Annotated in this window: 14 protein-coding genes; 8 read left to right on the forward strand and 6 right to left on the reverse strand. The window is 71.8% G+C overall.

Annotated features, from left to right (window positions below; genetic code table 11):
* Positions 1-6: 6 nt before the first annotated feature.
* The 3 genes from ACU436_RS02985 to ACU436_RS02995 all read right to left on the reverse strand — a co-directional run bounded on the left by ACU436_RS02985 (position 7) and on the right by ACU436_RS02995 (position 2,289).
* Entirely contained in the window at positions 7-621 is a 615-nt protein-coding gene (locus ACU436_RS02985) for a TetR/AcrR family transcriptional regulator (protein ID WP_459021324.1), read from the reverse strand.
* A complete protein-coding gene (locus tag ACU436_RS02990; protein WP_459021326.1) occupies positions 618-1,301 on the reverse strand; it encodes an alpha/beta fold hydrolase in 684 nt (227 codons plus the stop codon). The genes ACU436_RS02985 and ACU436_RS02990 overlap by 4 nt, the downstream gene beginning before the upstream one ends.
* 70 nt (positions 1,302-1,371) lie before the next feature.
* Positions 1,372-2,289 (reverse strand): LysR family transcriptional regulator, encoded by a 918-nt coding sequence (locus tag ACU436_RS02995; RefSeq protein ID WP_459021328.1) that lies wholly within the window; start codon positions 2,287-2,289, stop codon positions 1,372-1,374.
* A gap of 106 nt (positions 2,290-2,395) precedes the next feature.
* On the opposite strand from ACU436_RS02995, the gene ACU436_RS03000 reads away from it, so the two are divergent.
* On the forward strand, positions 2,396-3,217 hold the full coding sequence (locus ACU436_RS03000) for an NAD(P)H-binding protein (protein ID WP_459021330.1): 822 nt from the start codon (positions 2,396-2,398) through the stop codon (positions 3,215-3,217).
* Positions 3,218-3,290: 73 nt separating this feature from the next.
* Complete coding sequence (gene msrA / locus ACU436_RS03005; protein ID WP_459021332.1) at positions 3,291-3,809, forward strand: peptide-methionine (S)-S-oxide reductase MsrA; 519 nt, start codon at positions 3,291-3,293, stop codon at positions 3,807-3,809.
* A 30-nt stretch (positions 3,810-3,839) separates the two neighbouring features.
* On the opposite strand, the gene ACU436_RS03010 is transcribed toward msrA, so the two are convergent.
* Together ACU436_RS03010 and ACU436_RS03015 are read right to left on the reverse strand one after the other, a co-directional pair.
* Positions 3,840-4,820 carry a TerC family protein gene (locus tag ACU436_RS03010; RefSeq protein ID WP_459021334.1) on the reverse strand — a complete coding sequence of 327 codons (981 nt, stop codon included), beginning with the start codon at positions 4,818-4,820 and terminating at the stop codon, positions 3,840-3,842.
* A 300-nt stretch (positions 4,821-5,120) separates the two neighbouring features.
* Positions 5,121-6,380, reverse strand: a complete 1,260-nt coding sequence (locus ACU436_RS03015; protein WP_459021336.1) for an allantoate amidohydrolase — start codon at positions 6,378-6,380, stop codon at positions 5,121-5,123.
* 98 nt (positions 6,381-6,478) lie between these two features.
* On the opposite strand from ACU436_RS03015, the gene ACU436_RS03020 reads away from it, so the two are divergent.
* Genes ACU436_RS03020 through ACU436_RS03045 form a run of 6 tightly spaced genes read left to right on the forward strand, consistent with a single transcriptional unit; the run spans position 6,479 to position 13,226 of the window.
* Positions 6,479-7,522 carry an ABC transporter ATP-binding protein gene (locus ACU436_RS03020; protein WP_459021338.1) on the forward strand — a complete coding sequence of 348 codons (1,044 nt, stop codon included), beginning with the start codon at positions 6,479-6,481 and terminating at the stop codon, positions 7,520-7,522.
* On the forward strand, positions 7,519-8,571 hold the full coding sequence (locus ACU436_RS03025) for an ABC transporter ATP-binding protein (RefSeq protein WP_459021340.1): 1,053 nt from the start codon (positions 7,519-7,521) through the stop codon (positions 8,569-8,571). Before ACU436_RS03020 ends, ACU436_RS03025 begins: the two co-directional genes overlap by 4 nt.
* A gap of 53 nt (positions 8,572-8,624) precedes the next feature.
* Positions 8,625-10,175 (forward strand): ABC transporter substrate-binding protein, encoded by a 1,551-nt coding sequence (locus tag ACU436_RS03030; RefSeq protein ID WP_459021342.1) that lies wholly within the window; start codon positions 8,625-8,627, stop codon positions 10,173-10,175.
* Between the two features lie 20 nt (positions 10,176-10,195).
* Positions 10,196-11,122, forward strand: a complete 927-nt coding sequence (locus ACU436_RS03035) for an ABC transporter permease (RefSeq protein ID WP_459021344.1) — start codon at positions 10,196-10,198, stop codon at positions 11,120-11,122.
* A gap of 1 nt (position 11,123) precedes the next feature.
* On the forward strand, positions 11,124-11,969 hold the full coding sequence (locus ACU436_RS03040; RefSeq protein WP_459021346.1) for an ABC transporter permease: 846 nt from the start codon (positions 11,124-11,126) through the stop codon (positions 11,967-11,969).
* Between the two features lie 24 nt (positions 11,970-11,993).
* Positions 11,994-13,226: a metal-dependent hydrolase family protein gene (locus ACU436_RS03045; protein ID WP_459021348.1), complete on the forward strand. Its 1,233-nt coding sequence runs from the start codon at positions 11,994-11,996 to the stop codon at positions 13,224-13,226.
* 173 nt (positions 13,227-13,399) lie between these two features.
* On the opposite strand, the gene ACU436_RS03050 is transcribed toward ACU436_RS03045, so the two are convergent.
* Complete coding sequence (locus ACU436_RS03050; RefSeq protein WP_459021350.1) at positions 13,400-14,383, reverse strand: DMT family transporter; 984 nt, start codon at positions 14,381-14,383, stop codon at positions 13,400-13,402.
* Positions 14,384-14,442 lie beyond the last annotated feature (59 nt).

Genomic DNA, 14,442 nt, shown 5'->3' on the forward strand with positions numbered 1-14,442 from the left:
CGATCGCTAGGTGAACAGCGCGTCGAGGAGGCGGTCGGCCGTCTCCCCCATGATCGCGCGCGTGGCGCCGGGGTCCTCCGCACCGGCGATCACGATGCCGGCCTGGACGAGCGCGCCGTACACGAGGTGCGTCAACGCGGCCGAGGACGGGGCGTCGACGAGCCCCCGCTCGACGGCCTCCGCCAGGCCCGCCGCGAGCAGCCGGCGGGCGCAGCGCGGGCGGTCGAGCTGCTGCCACCGCTCCCAGCCCAGCACGGACGGCGCCTCCTGCAGGAGGATCCGCTGCACGGCGGGCTCGAGGCAGGCGTCGAGGAAGACGCCGACGCCGGTCGCGAGCCGGCGCCGGACGTCGTCGCCGAGGCCCGCGCCCGCGGCCCGTACGCGGTCGAAGATGTCGCCCTCCACCGCCTCGAGCGCCGCCTCGAAGAGCTGGTCCTTGTCGGCGAAGTGGTGGTAGAGGGCGCCGCGGGTGAGACCGGCCCGGTCCACGATCTCCGTCGTCGACGTCTCGGCGAACCCCTTCTCGGCGAAGAGCGCCACCGCGGAGGCGACCAGCGCGTCGCGGCTGTGCTCGCCCTGCTCGACCTTGCGGTTGCGGGCCGTCGCGGTCCGGGGCGTCACGCGTCGTCCAGGAGGAGACCGGCCAGCGCGGCCGGGGCGGTGATCATCGCGTCGTGCCCCGCCTGCAGCTCCACGGTCGGCCACCCGAACCGGCGGGCCCACCCGGCGAACGGGATCCCGGCGGGCGGCGTGCAGACCACCGCCCGGCACGGGACGGCGTCCACCGCGCCGGTCAGCCGGGTGGGGTCGGAGAAGGTCCGCCGGGGGTGCGGCGTGCACCGCGACTCGACCCACGCCACCTGCTGCGGATCGGTGACCCCCGCCGTCCGGGCGGCCGGGACCGGGATCGCCCCGTCCACGGTGACGGACTCGACCCAGTTCCGGAAGTACTCCGGCGCGAGCGAGTCCACCGAGGCGCCGTCCGGCCCCGCCCAGGCGTCGACCAGCACGAGCCGGGCGACCCGCTCCGGTGCCCGGTCGGCGGCCTCGCGCACCACGAGGCCCGCGTAGCTGTGCCCGACCAGGACGACGTCGCCGCGCCCGGCCCCCTCCAGGGCCGCCACGACGTCGTCGACGTGGGTGCGCAGGCCGATGTCCGGCCCGAGCTCGGCCGCCCGCTCGCCCAGCCCCGCGAGCGTCGGGATCGTCACCTCGTGGCCCGCCGCGCGCAGCGGCGCGGCGACGTCACGCCAGCACCACGCGCCGTGCCACGCCCCGTGCACGAGAACGTATGTCGTCACGCCGGCGAGCATACATACGTGCAGCCTGTACGTACAGGTTGCACGTAAAGACGAGTCCACTCAGGGCCGATCACCCCTGCAGCGGGTTCGGCGAGCGCGCGACCACATCCCGCGCGACCTGGGTGAAGACCCGGATCCGGTGGGTCTCGGCCGTGGTCCGCCAGATGAACCGGCGTTCCCTGGGCAACCCGTCCCGGATCGGGACGTAGGCGATGTCGGGTCTGGTGTCGAAGCGGGCGGCGTGCGCGGGCACCGGGAACATGCCCTGGCCGGCGCCGATGAGGGACAGCATCTCCTGGACCGTGCCGAACTCCGGCCCCCGCTCGATCGGCCTGCCGGCCGGGGTCCGGCGGGGTACCAGGCTCTCGTCCATGTAGCCGGGGAACGAGCGGGGCCGCAGCACCTTGTCGCGGGCCAGGTCGTCCAACGACACCGACTCGTTCCGGGCGAAGGGGTGGCGGGACGAGACGGCCAGCACCGACGGTTCCTGGAACAGGACCGGGCTCATCGTGATGTCGGGTTCGGCGACCTTGACCGGGACGAGGACGAGGTCCGCCTCGTCGGCGCGCAGCAGGTCGAGGAAGTCACTGTAGCGGGCTTCCATGACCCGCACCCGGCACGCGGCGTGCCGGTCGCGGAAGGCAGCGGCGACCCGGTGCAGGAGCTGGCCGACGGCGGTGCCGATGAAGCCGACGCGCAGCTCGCCGTCGATGCCCCGCCCCGCGGCGATCGCCCGGTCGATGCCCTCGATGATCTGCTGATGGGCGGGCCGCAGGTCGTCCTCCAGGCGGCGTCCGATCGGGGTCAGGTCGACCCGCCGGCTGGTCCGCTCGAACAGGGCCGCACCGACGCGCCGCTCCAGCTTGCTGACCGTCTGGCTGACCCGGGCGGTGGAGACGTGCAGGCGCTCGGCGGTCCGGCCGAAGTGCAGCTCCTCGGCGAGCGTCAGGAAGATCTCGATGTCGCGCCGTTCCACCGTGAACCCCAAACCGTGAACCTGTGGGTTAACGACCGTTGCACACCCGGTCGTTGTTGCCAATCCCGTTCCGGCCGATCGTCGAGTCATCCACCTGCGGCTCGCGAGGAGCGACGACATGACCGACCAGCTCACCCTCGTCATCGGCGGCAACGGCAAGACCGGCCGGCGCGTCGTCCAGCGGCTGACCGCGCAGGACCGGCCGGTGCGGATCGGCTCCCGGTCCGGCGGCGTCCCGTTCGACTGGGAGGAACCGGCGACCTGGGCGCCCGCCTTCGACAACGTGGACGCCGCCTACATCTCGTACTACCCCGATCTGGCCGTGCCCGGAGCACCCGCCACGATCGCAGCGCTCGCCGAGACCGCGTTGAAGGCCGGCGCCCGGCGGCTGGTGCTGCTGTCGGGCCGCGGCGAGGAGGAGGCGCAGGCCAGCGAGCGGGCACTGGCCGCCTCGGGCGCGGACTGGACGGTCCTGCGCTGCAGCTGGTTCAACCAGAACTTCAGCGAGGACTACCTGCTCGACCCCATCCTGGCCGGTCACCTCCACCTGCCCGCCGGCGACGTGCAGGAGCCGTTCCTGGACGCCGACGACATCGCCGACGTCGCGACCGCGGTGCTCACCCGGGACGGCCACATCGGCCAGGTCTACGAGCTGACCGGCCCCCGGCTGATGACCTTCGCCGACGCCGTGGCCGCCATCTCCGCCGCCACCGGCCGCCCCGTCGGCTACACCCGGGTCCCGCTGGAGGACTTCGCCGCCTCCCTCACCGCCGAGGGCGTGCCCGACGACGTCGTCGGCCTGCTGACCTACCTGTTCACCTCCGTGCTGGACGGCCGCAACGCCGGCGTGTGCGACGGCGTCCAGCGGGTTCTGGGCCGGCCCGCCCGGGACTTCGCCGACTACGCCCGCGACACGGCGGCGACGGGCGTCTGGGGCTGAGGAACAGGCGCCGGTCCACCCTCGTTGCTCCAGGGCGAGACCCGCGAACACCTGTGCCGAGGAGGCGATCACGATGGCGACCGAGCGCGCGATCCTGGCGGGCGGCTGCTTCTGGGGAGCGCAGGACCTCCTGCGTGCCCGACCGGGCGTCCTCACGACCCGCGTCGGCTACTCCGGTGGCGACACGCCGAACGCGACCTACCGCAACCACGGTGACCACGCCGAGGCCGTCGAGATCGTCTTCGACCCGGACGTCATCACCTACCGCGAGATCCTGGAGTTCTTCTTCCAGATCCACGACCCGAGCACGAAGGACCGTCAGGGCAACGACATGGGGCGCAGCTACCGGTCGGCGATCTTCTACACGAGCGACGAGCAGGAGCGCGTCGCCCGCGACACGATCGCCGACGTCGACGCATCCGGCCTGTGGCCGGGGAAGGTCGTGACGGAGGTGGCGCCGGCCGGGGACTTCTGGGAGGCGGAGGAGGAGCACCAGGACTACCTCCAGAAGTACCCGTACGGCTACACCTGCCACTTCGTGCGGCCGGGCTGGGTGCTGCCCCGGCGGGCCGCAGCGTCCGGGCAGAGCTGACCGGTCACCGGTGCAGCCCGGCCCGCCGGATCACTCGGCCAGGGCCGGGTTGCGCTTCACGGCCACCAGGCTGGCGATCGTCGTGATCGCCAGCACGCCGACGATGACGGAGAGGGACAGCCCGATCCCGATCTCCGGCACCGGCACGTGCTCGCCGCCGTTGATGAACGGCAGCTCGTTCTCGTGCAGCGCGTGGAGCACGAGCTTCACGCCGATGAACGCCAGGATCACGGCGAGCCCGTAGGACAGGTAGACGAGCTTCTTGAGCAGGCCGCCGAGCAGGAAGTACAGCTGGCGCAGGCCCATCAGCGCGAAGGCGTTCGCGCTGAAGACGAGGTACGCCTCCTGGGTGAGGCCGAAGATCGCCGGGATGGAGTCGAGGGCGAACAGCAGGTCGGTCATCCCGATCGCGATCATCACGATGAGCATCGGGGTGACCCAGCGCTTGCCGTCGAGCAGGACCGTGGTGCTGGCGCCGTGGTAGTTCTCGGTGACGGGGAGCATGCGCCGGACCATCCCGACGATGCGGGGCTCGTTCCACTCCTCGTCGCCGCCCATGCCTTGCCGGACCATGCTCACGGCCGTGTAGATCAGGAACGCGGCGAAGAGGTAGAAGACCCAGCTCAGGGCGTTGATCGCGGCGGCGCCGACGGCGATGAACAGGCCGCGCATCACCAGGGCGATCACGATGCCGACCAGCAGCACGCGCTGCTGGTGGATCGCCGGCACCGCGAACGACGACATGATGATCACGAACACGAACAGGTTGTCGACCGAGAGCGAGTACTCCGTGATGTAGCCGGCGAAGAACTCCCCGGCGTACTCGCCACCGGCGAAGTACCAGATACCGAGGCCGAACAGCGTCGCGAGCGCGACGTAGAAGATCACCCAGCGGGTGGCCTCCTTGATCGTCACCTCGTGCGGCTTGCGGACGGCGATGAGCAGGTCGGCGAGGATGATGGCGGCCAGGCCACCGATGGTCGCGAACCAGAGCCAGACGGGCACGTTCACGCGGGGAGCCTCCAGGGGTCTCGGGCAGCAAGCAGGCTGCTCCGAGGTCTCTCCCCTCCGCGGGTCCCTGGCATTGGGACCGCGAAGCGATGGCGCCGGGGTCCGGACCCGCGCGACCGTTCCCGGCCCGCGGAGCCATCTCCGTGCTGACGACGCCACCGTTGCCGGGATACTCCCCTACGGCGCTTCTACAGCCTGTCGGCTCCGCACGAGAATTTCCATCCAGCGTGACCGAGAACACCCGAATAGGTGCTACGACCGGTTCGCCCGATTCGACCATCTGCCGATCGGGTGACCGGTTCACTCCGTGGCGAGGGCGTGCACGGCGCCGAGGAGCACGTTCGCCCCAGCCTCGACATCCTCCCAGGTGCTGAGCTCGGCCGGGGCGTGGCTGCGCCCTCCGACACTGGGCACGAAGATCATCCCCGCGGGGGCGAACCGGGCCACGTTCTGCGCGTCGTGGCCCGCCCCGGACGGCAGCTGCCGGGTCGGCAGGCCCTGCGCAGCGGCGACGCTCGCCACGAGATCCTGCATCCGCGGGTCCAGCGGCACCGGATCGGTGATGCTCTCCCGGGTGTAGCCGACCTCCAGACCGTGCCGGTCGGCGGCGTCCCGGGCCGCGGTCACCACGGCTTCCTCGAGTGCGAGGAGCCGCTCCCGCTCCGGGTCGCGGAAGTCCAGGGACATGCGGACCAGACCCGGCACGACGTTCGCCCCGCCGGGCTCCACGCGCACGATGCCGCAGGTGACGACCGCGTGCTCGCCGACCGACCGGGCCAGGTCCGGCAGGCGCACCAGCAGCTCACCCGCGCCCCGCAGGGCGTCCTTCCGCATCGGCATCGGCGTGGTGCCGGCGTGGTCCTGGCGGCCACGGAACTCCAGCAGGCCGCCGCCCATGCCCACGATCGCCGTGACCACCCCGATCGCCGCCCCGGCGGCCTCGAGCACGGACCCCTGCTCGATGTGCAGCTCCACATAGGCGTGGACGTCGCCCGCCCGGGCCGCCGTCCGGGTCGCCGCGCCGACCTCCCAGCCGTCCCAGCCCATGCCCCGCAGCGCGTCGACGAGCCGGTCGCCGTCACGGCCCCGCAGCCCGTCGAGCTCGTCCGCGGCGAAGCCGCGCGCCAGCGCCGTCGAGCCGAGCAGGTGGTGGTAGTTGCCCTCCTCGTCGGCGAAGACCACGGCCTCGACCGGGCGCCGCAGGGGCACCCGCTCCTCGGCCAGCCGCCGCACCACCTCCAGCGCGGCGAGCGAGCCGAGCGCGCCGTCGAAGCGACCGCCCTCGGGCACGCTGTCCAGGTGCGAGCCGGCCCAGACCGGCGGTGTGCCCGGCGGCGCGCCGGGGGCGTCCAGCCGGGCGAAGACGTTGCCGATGCCGTCGGTGCGCAACGCCAGCCCGGCCCGCTCGCACTCGCCCGCCAGCCAGGCCCGCACCTGCCGGTCGGCCGCGGAGAAGCTGGTGCGCCCGACGCCGCCGCTCGCGGTGGCCCCGTACCCGGCGACGTGCTCGAGATCGCGCCGCAGCCGCGCCGGCGAGACGGTGAACGGAGGAATCCGCACCCCCACTGTCGCTCCTACCCCTCGTTATACAGATGTCATCCCGGCCGACGTGGATCTGTCATACCTTCACCCCAGCGGTAGGTCAAGGAGGCCCGATCGTGCCCGACCCTGTTCTGTCCGTCCGTGGGCTGACGACGGAGTTCGTCACCCCGGGCGGGGTGGTGAAGGCTGTCACGGACGTCAGCTGGGATCTGTACCCCGGCGAGACGCTGGGCGTCGTGGGCGAGTCGGGCTCCGGCAAGACCGTCACCGCGATGTCGATCCTCGGCCTGGTCCCGTGTCCTCCGGGGCGGATCGTCGCCGGGGAGATCCGCTTCGGCGGGCAGGACCTGCTGACGCTGCCGGAGAAGTCGCTGCGGCAGCTGCGCGGCCGGGAGATCGGGATGATCTTCCAGGACCCGATGACGAGCCTGAACCCCGTGCTGACGGTCGGGGACCAGATCGCCGAGGCCCTCCGGCTGCACGACCGCGACCTGCGCCGGGAGGACGCGCGCAGCCGGGCCGTCGCGCTGCTCGCGTCGGTCGGCGTGCCCAACCCCGAGGTCCGGTACGACCAGTACCCGCACGAGCACTCGGGCGGGATGCGCCAACGCGCGATGATCGCAATGGCCATCGCCAACGACCCCAAGGTGCTCATCGCCGACGAGCCCACCACCGCGCTCGACGTGACGATCCAGGCGCAGGTCCTCGACGTGCTCCGGGCGGCGCAGGAGCAGACCGACGCGGCCACCGTCCTCATCACCCACGACCTCGCGCTGATCGCCGAGAACGCCGACCGCGTCGTGGTCATGTACGGCGGCAAGGTGGTCGAGGTCGCGGACGTCTTCTCGATCTTCTCCGCGTGCCGGCACCCGTACACCCTCGGGCTCCTGAGCAGCCTGCCCCGCCTGGACGTCGACCTCGAGCAGCTCGAGCCGATCCCCGGATCGCCGCCGAACCTGATCGACCTGCCGACCGGGTGCTCCTTCCACCCGCGCTGCCGGGTCTCGAAGGGCCGCGAGGTCTGCCGGACCGAGGCGCCGCCGCTGCGCGACGTCGGCGACGGGAAGCTCGCCGCGTGCCACTTCGCCGACGAGGTGCCCGCGGAGATGGCCGTGATCTCCGGCGAGATGGGTACCGAGCTCGGGACGGCGCGGTCATGACATCCCAGGACGGCACCGACACCCCGAACGGCACCGAGATCCTGCGCGTCGAGGACCTCAGGACGCACTTCCCGATCCGCGGCGGCGTGACGCGCCGCCAGATCGGCACGGTCTACGCGGTGGACGGCGTCAGCTTCACCCTGAACGCGGGCGAGACCCTCGGCCTCGTCGGGGAGTCCGGCTGCGGCAAGACCACCACGGGCCGCACCGTCGTCAAGCTCCAGGAGCCCACGTCGGGCCGGATCTTCTTCCGGGGCGACGACATCACCGGATACAGCCGGGCGCGGATGAAGGACGTCCGCCGGGAGGTGCAGTTCGTCTTCCAGGACCCCTACCGGTCGCTGAACCCCCGGATGACGGTGCGGGCCATCGTCAGCGAGCCGTACCAGATCCACGGGCTGGCGTCCGGTGACGAGCTGCGCGGGCGGGTGGACGCGCTGCTGGAGTCCGTCGGGCTGACCCCCGAGCACGCCGACCGCTACCCGCACGAGTTCTCCGGCGGGCAGCGGCAGCGCATCGGGATCGCGCGTGCCCTCGCGCTCGACCCGCAGGTTCTGGTCCTCGACGAGCCGGTGTCGGCCCTGGACGTCTCCATCCAGGCGCAGGTCGTGAACCTGTTGAGGCAGGTGCAGGAGCCATCCGGCCCCGCCGGCCAGAGGCGCGAACACGGCCTGTCGTTCGTCTTCATCGCCCACGACCTGTCGGTGATCCGCCACATCTCGGATCGCGTGGCGGTCATGTACCTCGGCAAGATCGTCGAGATCGGCACCCGGTCGGACATCTACGACCGCCCCGCACACCCCTACACGCAGGCCCTGCTCTCGGCCGTGCCCATCCCCGACCCGCGGGGCCGGCGGACGCGGGAGCGGATCATCCTCACCGGGGACGTGCCGAACCCGGCGAACCCGCCGTCCGGATGCAACTTCCGCACCCGCTGCCCCAAGGCCCAGCCGATCTGCGCCGAGGAGGAGCCGGAGCTGACCGACCGCTTCGGCCACGGTCATCCGAGCGCATGCCACTTCGCCGAAGTCCGAGACGTGATCACATGACGAACGGCAGGAGCCCCATGGACAGGCCATCGGCACGACGACGTACCGCTCGGATGAGGTCTTTCGCCGCGCTCGTGGCGGCCGGTCTCCTGTTGGGCGCGTGCAGTTTCGAGGAGGACCCGGCAGCGAGCTCCGGCGGCGGCGCCGACTCGTCGTTCTCGGTCGCCATCGGCATCGACCTGGATACCTTGGACCCCGCGGGCCAGACGACGACCACCGTGCAGAACGTCGTCGACTACATGGTCGAACCCCTGGTCAAGTCCGAGGACGGCAAGATCGTCGGGAACCTCGCCGAGAAGTTCGAGACGTCACCGGACGGGCTCACTGTGGACCTCACGCTCCGCCAGGGCGTGACGTTCCACGACGGCACGCCGTTCAACGCGGATGCGGTCGTGTTCAACCTCGAGCGCATCAGCGATCCGAAGCTGCGCGTTCCGCTCGGCGCCCCGTTCGAGGTGATGCAGTCGGCCACGGCCACCGGGGAGTACTCCGTCCAGGTCAAGCTGAGCAAGCTGGCGCCGATCTTCCTGAACGCGCTGACGATCACGACGGCGGGGATGATCTCGCCGGCCTCGGTGCAGGCCGAGGGCAACACGTACGACAACTACCAGCACCCGGTCGGCACCGGGCCGTACAGCTTCACGAGCTTCACGGCGGGCCAGAGCCTCACGGTGACCAAGTTCCCCGGGTACTGGGGTGAGAAGCCGTACTACGACACGGTCGAGTTCCGGATCGTCCCGGAGGCAGCCACCCGGGAGAGCCTGCTGCTCGCGGGCCAGGTCGACATGATCATCCTGCCGCCGGTGTCGGACCTGGAAGCGCTGCGGAACAACCCCGACGTGAACGTGATCCTCGGTGACAGCGACCGCTCGATCTTCATCGCGCTCGACAACAACGACGCGCTGCTGTCCAACCCGCAGGTCCGGCAGGCGCTCAACTACGCGGTCGACAAGCAGACCATCATCGACAAGGTCCTGTTCGGGGCGGCCAAGGTGATGGACGCCCCGATGTCGTCGGCCCTGTTCGGCTACTGCAGCACCGGCACCTACGCCTACGACCCGGAACGCGCCCGGCAGATGCTGGCCGCCGCCGGCGCGCAGGGGGCCACGCTCGAACTGCTCACCCCCAGCGGCCGCTACGTGCAGGACCAGCAGGCGTCCGAGGCCATCGCGGGCTACCTGCGCGAGGTCGGCCTCAACGTCACCGTCTCGACGAGCGACTGGGGGGCGTTCCTCGCCCGGGTCAACGCGGCGCCGTCGGAGAACACGGTGGACATGCACCTGCTGGGCTGGGCCCCGGGGATCCTCGACGCCGACCAGCAGATGCAGATGTTCCGCGCCGCCACGCACCCGCCCACCGGGCTGGGCACGGCCTTCTACACCAACCCGCAGGTCGAGGACCTGCTCGCCAAGGCCGACGTCGAGATCGACCAGGACGCCCGCCAGCAGGAGTACTGCGACGCCTCGAAGACCATCTGGGCGGACGCGCCCTGGATCTTCCTGTGGACGCAGTCCTTCCCGGTGGTCCACTCGAAGGACGTCACGGGCATCGCCACGACGCCCACCGAGAAGTTCGACGCCCTCCACGCCCGGCCGGCGAGCTAGCCGCGCATGAAGGGCCGCGCATGAAAGGCACCGCCGCGCACATCGTGCGCACCCTGCTGCTCTCGCTGATCACCCTGTTCGGGGTGTCGGTGCTGATCTTCCTGATGCTGCGGGTGCTGCCCGGTGACCCGGCGCGCGTGCTGGCCGGGCTGGACGCGAGCGCCGAGCAGGTCGACCGGATCCGGGCCCAGCTCGGGCTGGACGAGCCGCTGCTCGCGCAGTACGGGTCGTTCATCTCCGGGCTGCTGCAGGGTGACCTGGGCATCTCGGCCCGCACGTCGCGGCCGGTGGCAGTCGAGATCATCGCCCGGTTGCCGGCCACGCTCACGCTCGCCGTGGTGGCCACCATCATCGGGTCGGTGGTCGGGGTGTCGGCCGGCGTCGTCGCCGCCGTGCGCCGCAACTCCGTCGCCGACCACGTGATCTCCAGTGTGGCGATGATGGGCGTGTCCATGCCGGTCTACTGGCTGGGGCTGCTGCTCATCCTGCTGTTCGCGGTGACGCTGGGGTGGCTGCCGGCGGCCGGGAGCGAGTCACCGCTGTCCATCGTGCTGCCGGCGGCGACCCTCGGTGCGTTCTCCACGGCGCTCGTCTCCCGGATGACCCGCGCCAGCATGCTCGAGGTCCTGGGACAGGACTACATCCGGACGGCGCAGGCCAAGGGGGCACCCCCGACCACGGTGATCGTCAAGCACGGGCTGCGCAACGCGTTCATCCCGATCCTGACGGTCATCAGCGTGCAGTTCGGGGCGTTGCTGGGCGGGGCGGTGCTGACCGAGACGGTGTTCGGCTGGCCCGGGATCGGGAGGTTGCTGGTCGACTCGATCGCAGCGAGGGACTTCGCCGTCGTCCAGGGCCTCGTCCTGGTGTACGCCCTGCTGTTCGTCCTCCTGAACGTGTTCGTCGACGTCCTCTACGTCGTCGTCGACCCGAGAATCCGGTACTGACATGCGCGCCTGGCAACGGTTCCGCCACCATCCCCCCGCGCTGGTCGGGCTGGGGATCATCGTGACGTTCCTGGTGTTGGCCTTCGCCGCACCGTTGATCTCGCCCTACGACCCCAACGCCCAGGATCTGTCGGTCGCGATCCAGGGACCGTCGGGTTCGCACTGGCTGGGCACCGACCAGCTGGGGCGCGACATCGCCACCCGGCTCATGTACGGGACCCGGATCTCGCTGCTGATCGGCGTGCTGGCCGTCGCCATCGGCCTGCTCGTGGGCGTGCCGCTGGGCGTCGTCGCCGGGTACTACGGGGGCTGGGCCGACATGGCCGTCTCCCGGTTCGCCGACATGCTCTTCGCCTTCACGAGCATCCTGCTGGCGCTCACGCTCGTCGCCGTGCTGGGGGTGAGCCTGCAGAACGTGATCATCGCGGTCGGGATCAGCGTGATACCGGTGATCGTGCGGCTGGTCCGCTCGTCGGTGCTCAGCCTGCGGGAGGAGCCGTTCGTCGAGGCGGCGCGGGCACTGGGTGCCGGTGACGTGCGGATCATCGTGCGGCACGTGTTCCGCAACTCGCTGACCCCGGTCCTCGTGCACGCCACGCTGAGCATCGGGGTGAGCATCCTGCTCGCGGCCGGGCTCGGCTTCCTCGGCCTCGGCGTCCAGTCGCCGACCGCGGAGTGGGGCACGATGCTGGGCGAGGGGCGGCAGTTCATCTTCAGCGCCCCGCACCTGACGGCGTTCCCGGGCATCGCGATCTTCCTGGCGATCCTGGCCTTCAACCTGCTCGGCGACGGGCTGCGGGACGCGCTCGACCCGCGGATGTCCACCACGGACCGACCTGCCGGATGAGGATCGCTGCATGAGGATGACTGCATGAGCACACCGAGTTTCCTGCTCCGCGACGTCACGGTCGTCGACGGCACCGGTGCACCACCGCTGCCCGGCCGGGCGCTGGTGGTGGAGGGCCGCCGCATCGCCTGGATCGGCCCGGTCGACCAGGCCCCGGCCACGGCACCCGACACCGTCGTGGAGGGCGGGGGACGCACGGTGCTACCCGGCCTCATCAACTGCCACGTGCACCTCACGGCGGACGGGGCGCCGGACACCTTCGCCCAGGCCGCGCTGGACACGGTGCCGAAGGCCACCTTGCGGGCGGCGCGCAACGCCGTGGTGACCCTGCGGTCGGGGGTCACGACGGTGCGCGACTGCGGCGCGGCCGACGACGTCGTCGTCGAGCTCGCCGCGGAGATCGACCGCGGGGCCGTCCCCGGACCGCGGGTTCAGGCCGCCGGCCGGGTCATCACGATGACCGGCGGGCACGGGCATTTCATCGGCCGCGAGGTCGACGGTGCGGACGAGGTGCGCAAGGCGACCCGGGCGGAGATCAAGGCCGGCGCGGCCGTCATCAAGGTGATGGCCACCGGCGGCGTGCTGACGCCCGGTGTCACGCCGACCCAGACCGCGCTGCTGCCCGAGGAGCTCGCGGCCGCCGCGCAGGTGGCGCACAACTCGGGCCGGCGGATCACCACGCACGCCATCGGCCGGGCCGGCATCCACAACGCGCTGCAGGCCGGCATCGACTCGATCGAGCACGGCTTCTACCTCGACGACGAGCTGCTCGGGATCGCCGTCGACCAGGGCACCTTCCTCGTGCCGACGATGCTGGCCGTCGACGGGATCATCCGGAACGCGGCCAGGGGCATCCCCGCGTGGGCGGTGGAGAAGGCCGAGGGGGAGGCGGAGCAGCAGCGCAAGAGCTTCGTCGCCGCGGTGTCGTCGGGCATGCGGATCGCCGCCGGCACCGACGCCGGCACGCCGTTCAACACCCACGGCGACCTCGCCCGGGAGCTCGCCCTGATGGTCGAGCACGGGCTGTCCCCGATGCAGACCCTGGTCGCCGCGACCAGCGGTGCCGCGGAGAACCTCGGCCTCGCCCACGACCTCGGGACGCTGGCCGTCGGCAAGCTCGCCGACCTGGTCCTCGTCGACGGGGACCCGGTCGCCGACATCACCGCCACCGGCCGGGTCGTGCTGGTCGTGAAGGACGGGGTCGTGCACCGGGACGAGCCGGCGACGGTCGGGCCCGCGGTCCCCAGAGCGGTCTGAACCCCCGCAGCGAGCGCGGCTCGGGACGTGATCGTTGCGAGATGCGGCTGGGCGCCCCGGGCAGGGCGATCCACCGCAACTCGGACCGATCATGCGGGCTTGATCGCTACGAGATCACCCTGAACGCCCTCGTGAGGGCGGTTTCCAGCATCTCGGAGCGATCACCAGCGCGCTCAGCGCGACTGGTCGGTCCCTGCCAGCCGCTCGCGGTCCGGCACCACCGCGAACCGCGGCTCGGGGGCGGGGCGCGGGCGGGTGGCGACGGCCACCCCCGCGAGGCAGAGCGCGCCACCGGCCAGCGCGAGCGGCGTCGGGATCTCACCGAGCAGCGTCCAGGACATGAGCACGACGATCGGCGGGATGGCGTAGGTGGCGGCCGCGAGCCGGCCCGCCGTCGTCCGGGACAGCGCGTATCCCCAGGTCAGGAACGCGATGGCGGTCGGGAAGACGCCCAGGTAGACGAACCCGGCGGCCGCCGCGGTGGACGCGGTGGCCAGCTCGGAGAGCAGCGCCGGCAGGAACGGCAGCAGCGCGACCGTGCCGGCGACCGCCCCGATCCAGGTGACGGTGAGCGCGTCCGTCCGGGCCAGCAACCGCTTCTGCGCCACGGCGGCACCGGCGTACAGCAGCGCCGCGAGCAGCCCGAGCAGTACGCCGGTGAGGTCCGCTCCCCCGGCCGACGTGGTGGTCGCGATGAGCACGACGCCCGCGAACGCGATCGCCATCCCGGCCAGCAGCCGCGCCGGGAAGCCCTCGCCGAGCAGCAGGCCGGCCAGCACCGCCACCACCACCGGCGCCACGTTCACCAGCAACGCGGCCGTGCCGGCGTCGAGGTGCCGCTCGGCGGCGTTCAGCGCCAGGTTGTAGAGCCCGAACCAGGCCGCACCCCACAGCGCGATCGCGCCGAGCAGCCGGCCGCGCGGGAGCGCCACCGCCGTGCCGCCCCGCAGCGCACGACGACGGCGCACCAGCAGCACGATCGCGGTCAGCGTGAGCGACCCGACGAGCATCCGGCCCAGCGCCAGTGCACCGGGCGACAGCTCGTGGCCGGCTGCCCGGATGCCGACGAACGCCGAGGCCCAGAGGACGACGGTCGTCGTCGCGGCGGCCAGCGGGAGGGACTGCGCCGACGGAAATGGCCGGCGGGAGAGCGTCATGACCTCCAGCCTGCAGACTCCGACCGTTCAGCACCAGCGACCGTTTCTACCGTTGGATT

The organism is Pseudonocardia wallangbongensis (assembly GCF_054486945.1).

What these genes read in the sequence shown, in the direction of transcription:
- ACU436_RS03030 (WP_459021342.1), top strand. Translation starts at nt 8,625, where the DNA reads ATGAGGTCTTTCGCCGCGCTCGTGGCGGCCGGTCTCCTGTTGGGCGCG.
- ACU436_RS03000 (WP_459021330.1), top strand. Translation starts at nt 2,396, where the DNA reads ATGACCGACCAGCTCACCCTCGTCATCGGCGGCAACGGCAAGACCGGC.
- ACU436_RS03025 (WP_459021340.1), top strand. Translation starts at nt 7,519, where the DNA reads ATGACATCCCAGGACGGCACCGACACCCCGAACGGCACCGAGATCCTG.
- ACU436_RS03050 (WP_459021350.1), bottom strand. Translation starts at nt 14,383, where the DNA reads ATGACGCTCTCCCGCCGGCCATTTCCGTCGGCGCAGTCCCTCCCGCTG.
- msrA (WP_459021332.1), top strand. Translation starts at nt 3,291, where the DNA reads ATGGCGACCGAGCGCGCGATCCTGGCGGGCGGCTGCTTCTGGGGAGCG.
- ACU436_RS03040 (WP_459021346.1), top strand. Translation starts at nt 11,124, where the DNA reads ATGCGCGCCTGGCAACGGTTCCGCCACCATCCCCCCGCGCTGGTCGGG.
- ACU436_RS03045 (WP_459021348.1), top strand. Translation starts at nt 11,994, where the DNA reads ATGAGCACACCGAGTTTCCTGCTCCGCGACGTCACGGTCGTCGACGGC.
- ACU436_RS03035 (WP_459021344.1), top strand. Translation starts at nt 10,196, where the DNA reads ATGAAAGGCACCGCCGCGCACATCGTGCGCACCCTGCTGCTCTCGCTG.